The sequence below is a fragment of the Bradyrhizobium sp. LeoA1Lang genome (assembly GCF_055413685.1).
This window is the reverse complement of sequence record NZ_JBVAPG010000023.1, coordinates 1-15,041: the sequence shown is the minus strand read 5'-3', so window position 1 is coordinate 15,041 and position 15,041 is coordinate 1. Positions and strand designations below refer to the sequence as shown.

Below are 15,041 nucleotides of genomic sequence, written 5' to 3'. Positions count from 1 at the left end.
TACGCTGACGCTCCACCCGGGCTACGGTGCTGCATCCGAGCTACTCGGATCTGATCCGACGTTGGCCGCGAAACCACAATGCGAAGACGATCAGCACCGCCACGGCTAGCGTGAACCAGGTGATGGCGTATTGCATGTGGTCGTCCTTGAGATTGACCTTCAGCGGTCCCGGCTTGGGAATGCCGCTGTCGGGCACGGGCGACTCCAGATCGATGTAGAAGGGCGCGACTGTCTTGCCGCCCTCGCCCCAGCCAAGTGCGCTTGCCATCGCCAGATGATTGCGGACGAACCACAGGCGCTTTGCCGGATCTTCCTTCGGCGTCAGCGAGCCGGCGCTTTCGGGAAAGCGGAGATAGCCGGTCAGCTTAACCGGTTCGCCCGTGATCAGCGGCGCAACCGCGCGGTCCTCTTGGGCACGATCCTGCATCGTGTTCTGCACGAAGCCAGCATTGACCACGACGATCTCGCCGTCAGGCAGGCGCGCCGGGAGAAACGCCCAGGTGCCGGGACCGGAAATGTCGTCGCGGACCGCGGAGCCGGAGCTGAACACCATCGCATCCGGCAGCTTCGCATAGGTCGCCGTAACCGTGACGCGGCGGAATTCGTCGCTCACCGGACGGAGCGCAGCCCATTGCGAAGGCTGCGGCAGCGCTTCGGGCGCCGCCGCCAGGCGCTCGTTGAGGGCCGCGATCAGCGCATGCTTCGCGACCCGGCGCTGCAATTGCCAGATCCCGAGGCTCGTGAACACCACCACCAGGATCAACGTGAAAATGCCGAAGCCAGCGGCACCGCGCCCGTGCGAGGATGGTGCGGTCATTTCTGCTCGCGCTTGATCAGCCGGCCCTCCGCCGCCTTGTGGTGGAACTGGAGTGCGATCAGAAGCGATTTCATCGAACGCAGCGGCAGCAAGGTGGTGACGACGATGAGCGGCAGCCAGAGCACCGCATGCACCCAGAATGGCGGCTGGTACTTGACCTCCACGATCAGTGCGCAGGCGACCACGATCGCGCCGGCCAGCATGATGATGAAGATCGCCGGTCCGTCACCGGAATCGATGAAGGCATAATCCAGCTCGCAGCTCTCGCAGCGCGGCGCGAGCGTGAGGAAGCCCGCATAGAGCTTGCCCTTGCCGCAGCGCGGACAGCGGCAGGCGATGCCGCGGAGCGCGCTCTCGGTAACCGTCGGAGGAGTGTCGGCAGGCATCAAGTGGTTCGATCTTCGCTTCCAAAAACCAAAAGGGCGGCCGTCGGGCCGCCCCCTTGTAGCACATCGCGGCGGGTTAATGCGCGGCGTGCGCCATGGCTTCGGCGCCGCGGCCCCACACGTAGATGCAGATGAACAGGAACAGCCAGACCACGTCGACGAAGTGCCAATACCAGGCGGCGAACTCGAAGCCGAGGTGCTGCTTGGGCGTGAAGTGGCCGGCATAGGCGCGGAACAGGCAGACCAGGAGGAAGATGGTGCCGATGATCACGTGGGCGCCGTGGAAGCCGGTCGCCATGAAGAACACGGAGCCGTAGACATTGCCGCCAAACGAGAACGTCGCGTGGGCGTATTCATAGGCCTGCACGCAGGTGAAGGCCGCGCCGAGCAGCACGGTGAGGATCAAGCCGTATTTGAGGCCCTGACGGTCGTTCTCCAAGAGCGCATGGTGGGCCCAGGTCACCGTGGTGCCGGAGGTCAGCAGCAGCAGCGTGTTGAGCAGCGGCAGGTGCCAGGGATCGAAGGTCTCGATGCCATGCGGCGGCCAGGTGCCCGGCACGGCGCAAGCTCCGGCGGCGGTGCCCGCACCGCAACCGAAGATCGCATCGCGAGCGGCATGGACCGGATCGGCCGGGAACAGCGCAGCGTTGAAGAACGCCCAGAACCAGGCGACGAAGAACATCACCTCGGAGGCGATGAACAGGATCATGCCGTAGCGGTGATGGAGCTGCACCACACGGGTGTGGTCGCCCTTGTACTGCGCCTCGCGGATCACGTCGCCCCACCAGCTCGCCATGGTGTAGAGCACGCCGATCACGCCGATGCCGAACACGATCGGCGCGCCCGTGAACATGTGATGCATCCAGCCGATGGCGCCGAAGCACATGATGAAGGCCGAGATCGAGCCGACCACCGGCCAGGGGCTCGGATCGACGAGATGGTAATCGTGATGCTTGACGTGCGCCTCAGCCATTGCAGTCTCTCCGTTCGCGTGCCGTCAGGCACGTATTCGTCTCAGAAATTCAAAGATTGCCCTTGCGCTTGTCCTGCTCGCCGGAGGCCACTGGCTTCGGGACCGGATCGCGCACGGAATAGAAAGTGTAGGACAAGGTGATCGATTTCAGGCTGTCGTTCTCGCGGTCGGCGACCAGCGCCGGATCGACATAGAACACGACAGGCATCTCGCGCTTCTCGCCCGGCGCCAGGGTCTGCTCGGTGAAGCAGAAGCAGTTGATCTTCTGGAAATAGGCCCCGACCGTCAGCGGCGCGACATTGTAAGCCGCCTGGGCCGTCGTGGTCCGCGCCGACTGGTTGGTCACTGTGTAGAAGACGGTGACGACTTCGCCGATCCTGACTTCGATCTCGTTCTGCTCGGGCTCGAACTTCCAGGGCAAGCCCGGCGCGACATTGGCATCGAAGCGGACCTCGATCTTGCGGGCAAGCGGCCCCTCCACCGGCGCGGAGGTCGCGACCTGGGTGGTGCCGTTGAAACCGGTGGCGCGGCAGAACCAGTTGTAGAAGGGCACGGCCGCATAGGACGCGCCGACCATCAGCACGACGACGAAGCCGCAGATCGAGGCAACCACCGCGTCACGCGTCAACGTGCGGCGGGACGCCTTTTGGCTCGTGCCGGACTGCTTGGGCGTGGTCGTCTCTTGCGCCATCTCGATCACATCTCAGATCGGCCGCACCAGGACGGCCGGGCCCTTGACCAGGGTGACCGCGAAGAACAGCACAACCAGCACACCGAGCGCGAGCGCAATGGCGATCGAGCGCTGGCGGCGGCTCCTGAGCTGCGCCTCGGTAAGAACAATTCCTTCCTGCTCGCGTTTGTCATCCATTGCGTGTTCATGCGCTCCCTACCCGACCCATGCTGCAACGGTGCGGAAGGCAACCTCGATCAGCAAGGTCGCGAACAGCGCGAACAAATAAAAAATGGAGAAAGCAAACAATTTGCGGCAGGCGCGATTGGCTTCCTTGCCCTCGCGGCGGCGATAGACGTCGACCGCGAGCCACAGCATGCCCGACCCGAGCAGGAGCGAGGCCACGCCATAGACCGCATCGAAATAGCCGAGCGGCCACGGCGCCACCGCGATCGCGACGAGCACGATCGTGTAGAGCAGGATCTGCAGCCGGGTCGCGTCGGGACCGGCGACCACCGGCAGCATCGGCACGCCGGCGCGGGCGTAGTCGTCGCTGCGGAACAGCGCCAGCGCCCAGAAATGCGGCGGGGTCCAGAAGAAGATGATCAGGAACAACAGCACGGGCTCGATCGACAACGAGCCGGTTGCGGCCGCCCAGGCCACCACCGGCGGCAGCGCGCCGGCGGCGCCGCCGATCACGATGTTCTGCGCGGTCCAGCGCTTCAGCCACATCGTGTAGACCACGACGTAGAAGAAGATCGTGAAGGCCAGCAGCGCGCCCGCGACCCAGTTGACGAGGATGCCGAGCGTCATCACCGAGAAGAACGCGAGCGTCAGGCCGAAGGCGGTGGCTTCTCCACTTGTGATGCGGCCGCGTGGGATCGGCCGGTTGGCGGTGCGCGTCATCAACGCGTCGATATCGCCTTCATAGGCCATGTTCAGCGCGCCTGAGGCGCCTGCACCGACCGCGATGCAGAGGATCGAGGTGAAGGCCAGCACCGGATGGACGTGCCCCGGCGCGATCATCAGGCCGACCAGCGCGGTGAAGATCACCAGCGACATCACCCGCGGCTTCAAAAGCGCGATGTAGTCGCCGACCTCGGCCTCGGAGATCCGCGGCAACTCGATGGCGTTGTGATCGACAACCGACACGATAGATTCGTTCCCTTAAATCAAGCAGAGAGCGCGACGCGCCCGTGAAGGGCGCGTCGCTGTTTCCTTTACTGCACGCGCGGCAGCACTTCGAACTGGTGGAAGGGCGGCGGCGAGGACAGCGTCCATTCCAGCGTGGTGGCGCCGGCGCCCCATGGGTTGGCAGCCGCCTGCTCCTTGCGGACGAAGGCGTCGATCACGCCGTAGATGAAGATCAGCACGCCGAAGCCGGAGATGTAGGAGCCGATCGAGGAGACCAGGTTCCAGCCCGCGAATGCGTCCGGATAGTCGACATAGCGGCGCGGCATGCCCGACAGACCGAGGAAGTGCTGCGGGAAGAACACCAGGTTCACGCCGATGAAGGTGAACCAGAAGTGCAGCTTGCCGATGGTCTCGCTGTACATGTAGCCGAACATCTTCGGGAACCAGTAGTACCAGCCCGCGAAGATGCCGAACACGGCGCCCAGCGACAGCACGTAGTGGAAGTGCGCCACCACGTAGTAGGTGTCCTGCAGCACGCGGTCGACGCCGGCATTCGCCAGCACGACGCCGGTGACACCGCCGACCGTGAACAGGAAGATGAAGCCGATCGCCCAGATCATCGGCACCTTGAACTCGATCGAGCCGCCCCACATGGTCGCGATCCAGGAGAAGATCTTCACGCCGGTCGGGACCGCGATCACCATGGTGGCGGCGACGAAATAGGCCTGCGTCGCCGACGACATCCCGACCGTGTACATGTGGTGCGCCCACACCACGAAGCCGATGCCGCCGATCGCGACCATCGCGTAGGCCATGCCGAGATAGCCGAACACCGGTTTGCGCGAGAAGGTCGAGACGATCTGGCTGATCATGCCGAAGGCCGGCAGGATCAGGATGTACACTTCGGGATGGCCGAAGAACCAGAACAGGTGCTGGAACAGCACCGGATCGCCGCCGGCATCGGGGGCGAAGAAGGCGGTACCGAAGTTACGGTCGGTGAGCAGCATGGTGATGGCGCCGGCGAGCACCGGCAGCGACAGCAAGAGCAGGAACACCGTCACCAGGATCGACCACACGAACAGCGGCATCTTGTGCAGCGTCATGCCCGGTGCGCGCATGTTGAAGATCGTGGTGATGAAGTTGATCGCGCCCAGGATCGAGGAGGCGCCGGCGAGATGCAGCGACAGGATCGCGAAGTCGACTGCCGGCCCTGGGTGACCCGAGGTCGACAGCGGCGCGTACATGGTCCAGCCGGCGCCGACGCCGTTGGCGCCCGGCTCGCCCTCGACGAAGGTCGAGATCAAGAGCAGCGCGAAAGAGGCCGGCAAAAGCCAGAACGAGATGTTGTTCATGCGCGGGAACGCCATGTCGGGCGCGCCGATCATCAGCGGCACGAACCAGTTGCCGAAGCCGCCGATCATCGCCGGCATGACCATGAAGAAGATCATGATCAGGCCGTGCGAGGTCACGAACACGTTGTAGGTGTGGGACTCGTGGAAGATCTGCACGCCCGGATACATCAGCTCGGCGCGGATCGCGATCGACATCGCAGCCCCGATGATGCCCGCAATGACCGCGAAGATAAGGTACATCGTGCCGATGTCCTTATGGTTCGTGGAGTAGAGATAGCGGCGCCATCCGGTCGGATGGCCGTGATCATCATGGGCGTGATCGTGTGTCGCTGCGCCTGTTGCCATGTCCTAGATCCTTAAGCCAATTCCCTTTTGGACCTTTGCGGTCCCATCGCCCTTATTCTTCCGATGCGCGAAGCCCGCCCCCGGGCTTGCAGCCTTACCGCGACGCCTGACCAATCGAGGCGTATGAATTCGCCGGGTTGCTGGCAAATTTCTTCTTAGCGGCGTCCACCCAGCTCGCGAATTCCTGATCCTCCACGACCCGAACCGCAATCGGCATGAACGCATGGTCCTTGCCGCACAGCTCGGAGCACTGGCCGTAATACATGCCGGTCTTGGTGGCCTTGAACCAGGTCTCGTTGAGACGGCCCGGGATCGAGTCGATCTTGATGCCGAAGGCCGGCACCGCAAACGAGTGGATGACGTCCGCGCCGGTGGTCTGGATCCGGATCACCTTGTTGACCGGCACCACCATCTCATTGTCGACGCCGAGCAGCCGCGGCTGCTTGTCCTGGGCAAGCAGCGAGTCGAACTCGAACTTGCCGTTATCCGGGTAGGCGTAGGACCAATACCACTGCTTGCCCGTGACCTTGATGGTCAGGTCCGACTTCGGCACGTCGAGCTGCAGGAACAAAAGGCGGAACGACGGCACCGCGATGCAGACCAGGATCAGTACCGGAACCAGCGTCCAGGCCACCTCGATCAGCGTGTTGTGGGTGGTCCTGGAGGGGACCGGATTCGCGCGCGCGTTGAACTTCATCACCACCATGACGAGCAGCGCCAGCACGAACAGCGTGATCACAGTGATGACCACCAGCAGGAAGTTATGAAACCAGACGATGTTCTCCATCACCGGGGAGCCCGCCTGCTGCAGGGTGACTTCCCAGGGCGCCGGCTGCCCCAATTCGGCGAATGCCGTCCCGCCGGTCGCGAGCGCCATGCCCGCTACCGCACCCCCCAGCAACCGCCGGCCCATCAGGCCCATCGACATCCTCATGCCGCTCGCGCTCCCTATGATTTATCCCCTTAGCACCCCCGCCATACGGCGAGGATGCAGCACGATCCGCCCTGACAAACGGCCTGCCGGACGCACCTTCGGAAAGTACGGGGCCAGATCGTTAGAACGCGTCGAAATCTAGCCTCTCAAACCATAATTCGCAGGCGCTCGCAATGCAGTAGTAGGGTCCCAAGCCATGCGCGATCGGCTATTCCCGTGATGTGACATTTTCTCGATAAATCAGGCGATAGCGGCGCTCCCGCGGGCCACGCCGCTTGACAGGGCGATTGCTGGATGTACCCACAGGCTGGGCGCTCCGCAGGAACCTGATTCGCGCGAAGAGCACCCACCACGGCGCGAGATTTGCTTGGGGATCGCCTTCAAGGCGCCGTCATTGCGGTATCAGTCGTTTTGCGTGCCGCCGGCAGCCGGGCAATGCACCGGACCTTGGCCGGGGAAACCAAGCCGGCATGGCCGGCCATCAAAGGATCGACCCGGATGGGCGCTTTGAAACATCACAGCGGACGTAGCTGGAGTGCCACCAACTGGCTGGGCGGCCTGCTGGCGCTCGTGTTCATGTTGGGCCTGATGCAGGCGGCCCACGCCCAGGGGGCGGTGCGCTCGGTCCATGGCGATTGGCAGATCCGCTGCGATACCCCGCCGGGTGCCCAGAGCGAGCAATGCGCGCTGATCCAGAGCGTGGTCGCCGAGGACCGTTCCAATGCCGGCCTCACCGTGATCGTGCTGAAGACCGCCGACCAGAAGAGCCGCCTGATGCGGGTGGTTGCGCCGCTGGGCGTCCTGCTTCCCTCCGGGCTCGGCCTGAAGCTCGACAATCAGGACGTCGGCCGCGCCGGCTTCGTCCGCTGCCTGCCGAACGGCTGCGTCGCCGAGGTCGTAATGGACGACAAGCTGCTCGGCCAGCTCAGGGGCGCCAAGACCGCGACGTTCATCATCTTCGAGACCCCCGAAGAGGGCATCGGCTTTCCGCTCAGCCTGAACGGGCTGGCAGAGGGGTATGACAAGTTGCCGTGAGGCAGCCTCTCCCGAATTGCTGCATCAGCGCCTATCTTGAACAATGCTGTCCCGGCCAAGCCAAACATGAACGGGATGTAATTGCGTTGAATTCGGAGTCGTCATGACCAGTCCCGCCACAACCTCCCTGCTCGACCGCGCCAATCTCGACCGCGATGCCGTACGCCGCGAGGTCACGCGGGGGCTCCAAGGAGCGGATGACGGCGAATTGTTCCTCGAATTCGGGCAGACCGAGGCGCTGGTGTTCGACAATGGGCGGCTGAAGCAGGCGACCTATGACACCAGCCAGGGGTTCGGCCTGCGCGCGGTGAAGGACGACGCGGTCGGCTATGCGCATTCCTCGGACGTATCGCTGCCGGCGCTGATTCGCGCCGCCGATGCGGTGCATGCGGTGCGTGGCGGCTATTCCGGCAGCTTCGCCGCGGCACCCGCGCACACGAATGTGAAACTGTACGGCGACGAGAACCCGCTGGATGCGCCGGGCTTCGAGGCCAAGGTCAAACTGCTCGGCGAGATCGACGCCTATATCCGCGACAAGGACCCGCGGGTGCGGCAGGTTTCCGCGAGCCTGACCGCGACCTGGCAGGTGGTGGAAATCGTCCGGCCGGACGGCGAGAGCTATCGCGACATCCGGCCGCTGGTGCGGGTCAATATTTCCGTGGTCGCGGGCCAGGGCGACCGGCAGGAGAGCGGCAGCAAGGGTTACGGCGGCCGCGAAGGTTACGCCCGTTTCATAGAGACCAAGGCCTGGCGCGACGCTGCCGACGGCGCGCTGCGCGAGGCGCTGGTCAACCTGGAATCGGTGCCGGCGCCGGCCGGCGAGATGGACGTGGTGCTGGGCGCCGGCTGGCCCGGCGTGATGCTGCATGAAGCCGTCGGTCACGGGCTCGAGGGCGATTTCAACCGCAAGAAGACTTCGGCCTTCGCAGGCCTGATGGGCCGGCAGGTCGCCGCCAAGGGCGTCACCGTGGTCGACGACGGCACGATGGCCTCGCGCCGCGGCTCGCTCTCGATCGACGATGAGGGCACGCCGACCAACCGCACCATGCTGATCGAGGATGGCATCCTGGTCGGCTATATGCAGGATCGCCAGAACGCGCGGCTCATGAACATGAAGCCGACCGGCAATGGCCGGCGGCAGAGCTATGCCCATGTGCCGATGCCGCGCATGACCAACACCTACATGCTGGCCGGGAAGAGCGATCCCGCGGAGATCCTCGCCTCGGTGAAGAACGGCATCTATGCCGCCAATTTCGGCGGCGGCCAGGTCGACATCACCTCGGGCAAATACGTCTTCCAGTGCACCGAGGCCTACAAGATCGAGAACGGCAAGCTGGGGGCGCCGCTGAAGGGCGCGATGCTGATCGGCAACGGGCCGACCGACCTCAACCGCATCACCATGATCGGCAACGATCTCGCGCTCGACACCGGCATCGGCACTTGCGGCAAGAACGGCCAGGGTGTGCCCGTCGGGGTTGGCCAGCCGACGCTGCGCATGGAGCGGATCACCGTAGGAGGAACCGGCTAGTGAGCAACGACGAAGTGGCGGTCAGCAAACCCACAAGCTGGCGTTCGCAAGCAGCTCAACTCGCGGCGATCGTCGCTGTCGTGTTCCTCGCCAAGGGCGCGATCGCCGAGCCGTTCTACGTGCCGTCGGGCTCGATGGAGCCGACGCTTTTGATCGGCGATGCGCTGGTCGCGTCGAAATACCCTTATGGTTACGGGACGGCCTCGCTGCCGATCCAGATCACGCTGCCGGAGTCGAGCGGCCGGCTGTTCGGCGAGCCCCCGCAGCGCGGCGACGTCGTGGTGTTTCGCTGGCCCGGCGACCGCTCGCAGGCCTGGGTCAAGCGCGTGGTCGGCCTGCCCGGCGACCGCATCCAGATGCGGCAGGGCCAGCTCTTCATCAACGACCACCCCGCGACGTTGAAGCCCGACGGCAGCGGCGAAGCCGAGGACGACCGCGGCCACACCGAGACCGCCTATCGCTATGTCGAGACACTGCCGAACGGCGTCAGCCACGCGATCTTCAAGATGCGCGACAACGGCCGCCTCGACAACACGCCTGAGGTCACCGTGCCGGCGGGAGAGCTGTTCGTGCTCGGCGACAACAGGGACAATTCCGCCGACAGCCGCGTCTCCGTGCGCGACGGCGGCGTCGGACTGCTGCCGGTCAACAACCTGATCGGCCGCGCCGACGCAGTGGTCGGCTCATGGGACATGGGCATCCGCAGCCAGCCGGTCTGGACCTGGCCGTCAGGCTTTCGGTTCGCGCGGTTCTTTACCTCGGTGCACTAGCTAGTAGACCCTCATGGTGAGGAGGCGCCAACGGGTCCGCGCGAAGCGCGGCCCGATGACAGGCTCCGCGCCGTCTCGAACCCATGAGGCCCGCGGCCCATCCCTCGAGGCGCCGCTTCGCGACTGCTCCGGATGAGGGAATGAATGTGGGGCACCAAATGACCTTCGACGACGTCAGGAAAATCGCGCTGGCGTGGCCGGAGGTCGAGGATGGCACCTCCTACGGCACGCCGGCATTGAAAGTGCGCAAGAAGATGCTGGTGCGCCTGAAGGAAGACGGCGACAGCCTGGTCATGCCCGGCGTGCCGCAGGACGAGTGCGACATGCTCGTCGAGAGCCGGCCGAAGGTGTTCTACTTCACCGATCATTATCGCGACTATCCGATCGTGCTGATCCGACTGTCGAAGGCGAGCCGCAGCATCGTCGAGCCGCTGTTGCGCCGCCACTGGCGCGCGCTGGCATCGAAGGCTGCGCTGAAAGCTAACGATGCTAATTCGTAGGGTGGGCAAAGCGCAGCGTGCCCACCACCAGCACTCCGCTCGGAGTGGTGGGCACGCTTCGCTTTGCCCACCCTACGGGACCTCATGACCCGAGACGAATTCGTCGCCACAGCGCTGCGCAATCCCGCCAATGCCATCATCGCCGATGAGCTGCTGCGGCTGGCACTGCCCGACGCGTGGCTCGTGGCGGGCTGCCTGGCGCAGACGGTCTGGAACGTCAGGACTCATCGTGCGGCCGACTACGGCATCAGCGACTACGACATTTTCTATTTCGATCGCAATACATCCTGGCAAGCCGAGGACCGGATCATCAAACGCGTGCATGATGCGGTTCGCCACCTCGGCGTCGCCGTCGAAGTGCGCAACCAGGCGCGCGTCCATCTCTGGTATCCCGAAAAGCACGGCCTGCCCTACCCGCCATTGACACGCTCGACCGATGGCATCGACCGGTTTCTTACGAAAAACACCCAGATCGGAATCCGCCGCACGGCGGAAGGCTACGATGTCTATGCGCCCGACGGCTTCGATGACGTCGCCGACATGATCGTGCGGCCGAACCCGGGAGCGAATTTTTCTGCAGCGAATTACCAGAAGAAAGCGGCGAGGTGGAAGGCGCTGTGGCCGGAGATCAGGGTATTGCCGGGTTGCTGATGCCTCCCGTCATTGCGAGGAGCGACAGCGACGAAGCAATCCATGCCTCAGCACGCGGAGACGTGGATTGCTTCGCGGAGCCTGTCATCGGGCGGCGCTACGCGCCGACCCGGTGGCTCGCAATGACGGCGGGGGGTCGCGCTCGCCTGTTACCGCACCACGCCCGAGGTGAATCCCGCCTTGCGTCGCGGCGGCTTGATGTCCTTCTTCAGGAAACAATGCGGCTCGCGCCCGGCATAGCCGGGGCGCGCAAAGGTCCAGGCACGACATTTGTTGTCGGCGGCGCAAGCGGCCTTGCAGATCTCGTCGCCCTCGCCTGCCTTCAATTCGAAATTCTTGTAGTCGCCGCCGAGACGATCGATCGAGGTCTCGACCGTGCCATTGCGGGGCTCGACGACGCCGGCGCCGCGTACACCGGTGACGCAGCAATTGTTCTGGACGCGCGACGGCACCGAATTCTTGAGCCAGCACACCGCGCCGGTGGTGATGTCGGTCGGATAGTTGAAGCTCCAGGCGCGGCAGCGGCGGTCGCGCTCGCAGACCAGCGCGCAATCCGCGGGATCGCCCGAGGCAACGGGCGAACTCAGGTAATCGCCGCCGGGACGATCGAAGTTGACCTGCGCCTGCGCCGGCCGCGACGTCGCTACGACCGCCAACAAGGCGAACGTCACCACACTCGCCCAGAAGAGGCGGCCAATTCTCATATCCTACGCTTTCGACTGTCCCCCCGCGCTCACCGCGGGTGGTCATTTGAGCGCCGCCAACCTGTACGCTGGATGAACGGCTCAAAAATGCGGCAAGCTGGCACACCAGTCGTGTGACCGCCGGCCAGCGTGTGGCCTAAACGCCACGCACGCGAAGAAGATGCATCAAAACAAGCGGATAGGACACGATGACGCTAAATCAGAACCGAAGCTCTAGATTCTTGGTTTGACGCGTTTTCTGCGCAGATAAGTCTACGCAATCTGCGTAAACTTGATTGCTATGCGAACCGGTATCCACTTCGCTCGAAAACGCTTTAGAACGCGTATTCGTCATAGGCGGGCTCGACGGAGCCGTTCCAGGCGCCGTTGAACTTGTCCAGCAGCTCTTCCGCCGGCGTCCGGCCACAATCGATGATCCGCTCCAGCGGCTCGAGATAGCGGCTCTCGTCGCGGCCGATCTGGTCGATGCGGTTCCGCCGCCGCAGACCCACATGCGACAGTTTGAGACACTCTTTCGCGATCTCGAACAGATAGCGGTCCTTGATCCGCGCCTTGAAGCCGAAGCGCGGCACGTCGTCGCGCAGCGCCTGCCGCTCCCGCGCGGTCCAGTTCCGCACCAGATCCCAGGCCGCATCCAGCGTGTCGTTGTCATAGAGCAGCCCGACCCAGAATGCTGGTAATGCCGGCAGCCGTCCCCAAGGCGCGCCATCGGCGCCGCGCATTTCCAGATAGCGCTTGAGCCGCACCTCCGGAAAGATCGTCGAGAGGTGATTGGCCCAATCCGACAGGGTTGGACGCTCGCCGGGCAGCGCAGGATTCTTGCCCTCGAAGAAATCGCGGAACGAGGTGCCGGAGACGTCAAGATAGTCGTCGCCGCGCTTGACGAAATACATCGGAACGTCGAGGGCATAATCGACCCAGCGCTCGAACCCCATGCCGTCCTCGAACGCCCATGGCAGCATGCCGGAGCGCCCATTGTCGGTGTCGCGCCAGATCTCGGACCGGAACGACAGGAAGCCGTTGGGCTTGCCTTCCGTGAACGGGGAGTTGGCGAACAGTGCGGTCGCGATCGGCTGCAAGGCGAGCGACACGCGCAGCTTCTTCACCATGTCCGCTTCGGAGGAGAAGTCGAGATTGGTCTGCACCGTGCAGGTGCGATACATCATGTCGATGCCGTATTTGCCGACCTTCGGCATGTAGCCGGTCATGATCTTGTAGCGGCCCTTGGGCATCACCGGGATCTCTGCCCGCGACCAGGACGGCGTCATGCCGAGGCCGAGAAAGCCGATGCCAAGCGGGGTTGCGATCTCGCGGACCTGCGCGAGATGCGCCATCAGCTCGCTCTGGGTCTGATGCACGGTCTCGACCGGCGCGCCCGACAATTCGAACTGGCCGCCCGGCTCGAGCGAGATCGCGCCTCCCCCGGTGACGTCGTAGAGGCCGATGATGTTGCCGTTCTCCATGATCGGCTCCCAGCCGAGCAGGAGCTTCATGCCGTCGAGCAAGGCGCCGATGCCGCGCGCGCCTTCATACGGCACGGGCTGATGGTCCTGCAGCGTGAACGGCGTCTTCTCATGCTCGGTCCCGATCCGGAAATCGGATGGATCCTTCACGCCCGCCTCGATCCACGCGACCAGTTCGTCGCGCGATTGGAGTGGCGTCATATCGATCTGGTCACGCGCCATACGAATTCCGATACTGAAGCGCTTCGATCGAATGCGCGCGGTGGCAGGGGCATCCACGAACCAGGCGGCCCGCGGATGCTGGTGGCAACAATGATATCATCGGGCTGTCACGCCGTCTCTTATCGCAGGCGGCTTGGCGTCGCTGCAGGAACATCCCAGCCGGTCCAGGAGCGCGCAGAGCTTGACCGCGTCGGTATCAGACAGTTTCGACCCGACATGCTTCTCGATCGCCGCCGAATAGGCGCCCCACATCCGCTTCTGCAATTCACGTCCCGCCTCGGTAATCTCGACGAACTGGCCGCGCTTGTCGACCTTGCATTCGCGACGGGCCGCCAGCCCCTCGTCCACCAGGCGGTCGATCAGCCGCGACGTTGAATATTGCGGCAGCAGCATCTGACGCTCCAACTCCACCGGCCGCAACTCCCCCGACGGCGCGCGCGACAGCTCGAGCAGGGCATCGTACCAGGCGAGCGGCGGAAAACCGGCCTTCTTCAGGTCCTGCTCGACGGCGTCGAGCACCCGGCTCTGCACCCGCATCAGGCGGATCCAGGCGGCGGTCGCCTCGGTCGATGGTTTGCGTTTCATGGCCTAGTCCGTCATCGTCAGCACGAAGTGTACCGTACTCAATGCACCTGCATCAATCTTGACTAATCATGCATGTGCATTTAGTCGGTCCGACGCCCAAGGCCAACAGGAAAAAGGCCAACAAGAATTCGAGAGGAGATCTCCGATGAAATTATACTATTCGCCCGGCGCCTGCTCGCTTTCGCCCCATATCGCGCTCTTGGAGGCCGGCCTGCCCTACGAGCTGGTCAAAGTCGATGTACGCGCCAAGAAACTGGAAAATGGCGACGATTTCCTGCAAATAAACCCTAAGGGCCAGGTGCCGGCACTGGCGCTCGATTCCGGCGAACTGGTCACCGAAGGCCCCGTGATCGTACAGATGATCGCCGACCGTGCCGCGGGCAAGAACCTGGCGCCGGCCCACGGCAGCGCCGAGCGCTACAAGCTCCTCGAGTGGCTCAATTTCATCACCACCGAGCTGCACAAGAATTTCAGCCCGCTGTTCGCGCCGGTCCTGTCCGATGACACCAAGGCGTTCTTCAAGGACCGTCTGATGGGCAAGTTCAAATATATCGACGGCCAGCTTGCCGGGCGCGACTACCTCCTCGGCAGCCAGTTCACCGTCGCCGACGGCTATCTGTTCACGATGCTGGCCTGGGCCGACCGGATGAAGTTCGACCTGTCGGGCCTGCCCAATCTCACCGCCTACAAGGCCCGCGTCGCCGCTAGGCCGAAGGTGCAGGAAGCGCTGACCAAGGAAGGGCTGCTGAAGGCGTAAGCTGTCGTCCCGGCGAAAGCCGGGACCCACAACCACCGGCCCGCGTTGTAGAGCGGGCCGGGGCGCCTAGCGAGGGTAACAATGAGGTCCTGTGGTTGATGGGGTGGACGGCCCCCTACGGCATCAGTTGTGCCAGAATGAGGTTGTCGAAATCTCAAACGAGGGAGCCGTCCGTGACGCAGATTATCCGCATTGGAATGGATACGTCGAAGCAT

Annotated in this window: 17 protein-coding genes; 6 read left to right on the top strand and 11 right to left on the bottom strand. The window is 64.0% G+C overall.

The window, feature by feature from the left end; all coding sequences use genetic code 11:
• Nucleotides 1–40 precede the first annotated feature (40 nt).
• The 8 genes from ACZYOF_RS10885 to coxB all read right to left on the bottom strand — a co-directional run bounded on the left by ACZYOF_RS10885 (nucleotide 41) and on the right by coxB (nucleotide 6,611).
• Nucleotides 41–817, bottom strand: a complete 777-nt coding sequence (locus ACZYOF_RS10885) for an SURF1 family protein (protein WP_463715750.1) — start codon at nucleotides 815–817, stop codon at nucleotides 41–43.
• On the bottom strand, nucleotides 814–1,203 hold the full coding sequence (locus tag ACZYOF_RS10880) for a DUF983 domain-containing protein (RefSeq protein ID WP_394565731.1): 390 nt from the start codon (nucleotides 1,201–1,203) through the stop codon (nucleotides 814–816). The genes ACZYOF_RS10885 and ACZYOF_RS10880 overlap by 4 nt, the downstream gene beginning before the upstream one ends.
• A gap of 76 nt (nucleotides 1,204–1,279) precedes the next feature.
• Entirely contained in the window at nucleotides 1,280–2,176 is an 897-nt protein-coding gene (locus ACZYOF_RS10875) for a cytochrome c oxidase subunit 3 (protein ID WP_394565730.1), read from the bottom strand.
• Between the two features lie 49 nt (nucleotides 2,177–2,225).
• On the bottom strand, nucleotides 2,226–2,867 hold the full coding sequence (locus ACZYOF_RS10870; RefSeq protein ID WP_282532216.1) for a cytochrome c oxidase assembly protein: 642 nt from the start codon (nucleotides 2,865–2,867) through the stop codon (nucleotides 2,226–2,228).
• A 12-nt stretch (nucleotides 2,868–2,879) separates the two neighbouring features.
• Nucleotides 2,880–3,044: a hypothetical protein gene (locus ACZYOF_RS10865; protein WP_028167936.1), complete on the bottom strand. Its 165-nt coding sequence runs from the start codon at nucleotides 3,042–3,044 to the stop codon at nucleotides 2,880–2,882.
• An 18-nt stretch (nucleotides 3,045–3,062) separates the two neighbouring features.
• Nucleotides 3,063–3,998 (bottom strand): heme o synthase, encoded by a 936-nt coding sequence (locus tag ACZYOF_RS10860; RefSeq protein ID WP_130582504.1) that lies wholly within the window; start codon nucleotides 3,996–3,998, stop codon nucleotides 3,063–3,065.
• Nucleotides 3,999–4,066: 68 nt separating this feature from the next.
• Nucleotides 4,067–5,677, bottom strand: a complete 1,611-nt coding sequence (gene ctaD / locus ACZYOF_RS10855; RefSeq protein WP_282532218.1) for a cytochrome c oxidase subunit I — start codon at nucleotides 5,675–5,677, stop codon at nucleotides 4,067–4,069.
• A gap of 94 nt (nucleotides 5,678–5,771) precedes the next feature.
• On the bottom strand, nucleotides 5,772–6,611 hold the full coding sequence (gene coxB, locus ACZYOF_RS10850) for a cytochrome c oxidase subunit II (RefSeq protein ID WP_463715749.1): 840 nt from the start codon (nucleotides 6,609–6,611) through the stop codon (nucleotides 5,772–5,774).
• Between the two features lie 498 nt (nucleotides 6,612–7,109).
• Between coxB and ACZYOF_RS10845 the strand changes: the two genes are divergently transcribed.
• The 5 genes from ACZYOF_RS10845 to ACZYOF_RS10825 all read left to right on the top strand — a co-directional run bounded on the left by ACZYOF_RS10845 (nucleotide 7,110) and on the right by ACZYOF_RS10825 (nucleotide 11,095).
• On the top strand, nucleotides 7,110–7,646 hold the full coding sequence (locus ACZYOF_RS10845; protein WP_463715748.1) for an invasion associated locus B family protein: 537 nt from the start codon (nucleotides 7,110–7,112) through the stop codon (nucleotides 7,644–7,646).
• Between the two features lie 103 nt (nucleotides 7,647–7,749).
• Nucleotides 7,750–9,174 (top strand): metalloprotease TldD, encoded by a 1,425-nt coding sequence (gene tldD / locus ACZYOF_RS10840; protein ID WP_463715747.1) that lies wholly within the window; start codon nucleotides 7,750–7,752, stop codon nucleotides 9,172–9,174.
• The gene (gene lepB, locus ACZYOF_RS10835; protein ID WP_130582506.1) at nucleotides 9,174–9,944 is read left to right on the top strand and encodes a signal peptidase I; all 771 of its coding nucleotides are present in this window, start codon (nucleotides 9,174–9,176) and stop codon (nucleotides 9,942–9,944) included. Before tldD ends, lepB begins: the two co-directional genes overlap by 1 nt.
• A 158-nt stretch (nucleotides 9,945–10,102) precedes the next feature.
• The gene (locus tag ACZYOF_RS10830; protein WP_282532220.1) at nucleotides 10,103–10,444 is read left to right on the top strand and encodes an MmcQ/YjbR family DNA-binding protein; all 342 of its coding nucleotides are present in this window, start codon (nucleotides 10,103–10,105) and stop codon (nucleotides 10,442–10,444) included.
• Between the two features lie 84 nt (nucleotides 10,445–10,528).
• Complete coding sequence (locus ACZYOF_RS10825; protein WP_463715746.1) at nucleotides 10,529–11,095, top strand: nucleotidyltransferase family protein; 567 nt, start codon at nucleotides 10,529–10,531, stop codon at nucleotides 11,093–11,095.
• 149 nt (nucleotides 11,096–11,244) lie between these two features.
• Here ACZYOF_RS10825 and ACZYOF_RS10820 read toward each other — a convergent pair whose 3' ends face one another.
• From ACZYOF_RS10820 to ACZYOF_RS10810, 3 genes are all read right to left on the bottom strand, one after another.
• A complete protein-coding gene (locus tag ACZYOF_RS10820) occupies nucleotides 11,245–11,799 on the bottom strand; it encodes a PAN domain-containing protein (RefSeq protein ID WP_165421546.1) in 555 nt (184 codons plus the stop codon).
• Between the two features lie 314 nt (nucleotides 11,800–12,113).
• A complete protein-coding gene (locus ACZYOF_RS10815; protein ID WP_282532222.1) occupies nucleotides 12,114–13,484 on the bottom strand; it encodes a glutamate--cysteine ligase in 1,371 nt (456 codons plus the stop codon).
• Between the two features lie 96 nt (nucleotides 13,485–13,580).
• A complete protein-coding gene (locus ACZYOF_RS10810; RefSeq protein WP_130583966.1) occupies nucleotides 13,581–14,069 on the bottom strand; it encodes a MarR family winged helix-turn-helix transcriptional regulator in 489 nt (162 codons plus the stop codon).
• 145 nt (nucleotides 14,070–14,214) lie between these two features.
• Between ACZYOF_RS10810 and gstA the strand changes: the two genes are divergently transcribed.
• Nucleotides 14,215–14,826 (top strand): glutathione transferase GstA, encoded by a 612-nt coding sequence (gene gstA / locus ACZYOF_RS10805; protein ID WP_463715745.1) that lies wholly within the window; start codon nucleotides 14,215–14,217, stop codon nucleotides 14,824–14,826.
• Nucleotides 14,827–15,041 lie beyond the last annotated feature (215 nt).

Coding starts and splice junctions, on each gene's coding strand:
- ACZYOF_RS10885 (WP_463715750.1), bottom strand. CDS start 817: ATGACCGCACCATCCTCGCACGGGCGCGGTGCCGCTGGCTTCGGCATT.
- ACZYOF_RS10880 (WP_394565731.1), bottom strand. CDS start 1,203: ATGCCTGCCGACACTCCTCCGACGGTTACCGAGAGCGCGCTCCGCGGC.
- ACZYOF_RS10875 (WP_394565730.1), bottom strand. CDS start 2,176: ATGGCTGAGGCGCACGTCAAGCATCACGATTACCATCTCGTCGATCCG.
- ACZYOF_RS10870 (WP_282532216.1), bottom strand. CDS start 2,867: ATGGCGCAAGAGACGACCACGCCCAAGCAGTCCGGCACGAGCCAAAAG.
- ACZYOF_RS10865 (WP_028167936.1), bottom strand. CDS start 3,044: ATGGATGACAAACGCGAGCAGGAAGGAATTGTTCTTACCGAGGCGCAG.
- ctaD (WP_282532218.1), bottom strand. CDS start 5,677: ATGGCAACAGGCGCAGCGACACACGATCACGCCCATGATGATCACGGC.
- coxB (WP_463715749.1), bottom strand. CDS start 6,611: ATGAGGATGTCGATGGGCCTGATGGGCCGGCGGTTGCTGGGGGGTGCG.
- ACZYOF_RS10845 (WP_463715748.1), top strand. CDS start 7,110: ATGGGCGCTTTGAAACATCACAGCGGACGTAGCTGGAGTGCCACCAAC.
- tldD (WP_463715747.1), top strand. CDS start 7,750: ATGACCAGTCCCGCCACAACCTCCCTGCTCGACCGCGCCAATCTCGAC.
- ACZYOF_RS10830 (WP_282532220.1), top strand. CDS start 10,103: ATGACCTTCGACGACGTCAGGAAAATCGCGCTGGCGTGGCCGGAGGTC.
- ACZYOF_RS10825 (WP_463715746.1), top strand. CDS start 10,529: ATGACCCGAGACGAATTCGTCGCCACAGCGCTGCGCAATCCCGCCAAT.
- ACZYOF_RS10820 (WP_165421546.1), bottom strand. CDS start 11,799: ATGAGAATTGGCCGCCTCTTCTGGGCGAGTGTGGTGACGTTCGCCTTG.
- ACZYOF_RS10815 (WP_282532222.1), bottom strand. CDS start 13,484: ATGGCGCGTGACCAGATCGATATGACGCCACTCCAATCGCGCGACGAA.
- ACZYOF_RS10810 (WP_130583966.1), bottom strand. CDS start 14,069: ATGAAACGCAAACCATCGACCGAGGCGACCGCCGCCTGGATCCGCCTG.
- gstA (WP_463715745.1), top strand. CDS start 14,215: ATGAAATTATACTATTCGCCCGGCGCCTGCTCGCTTTCGCCCCATATC.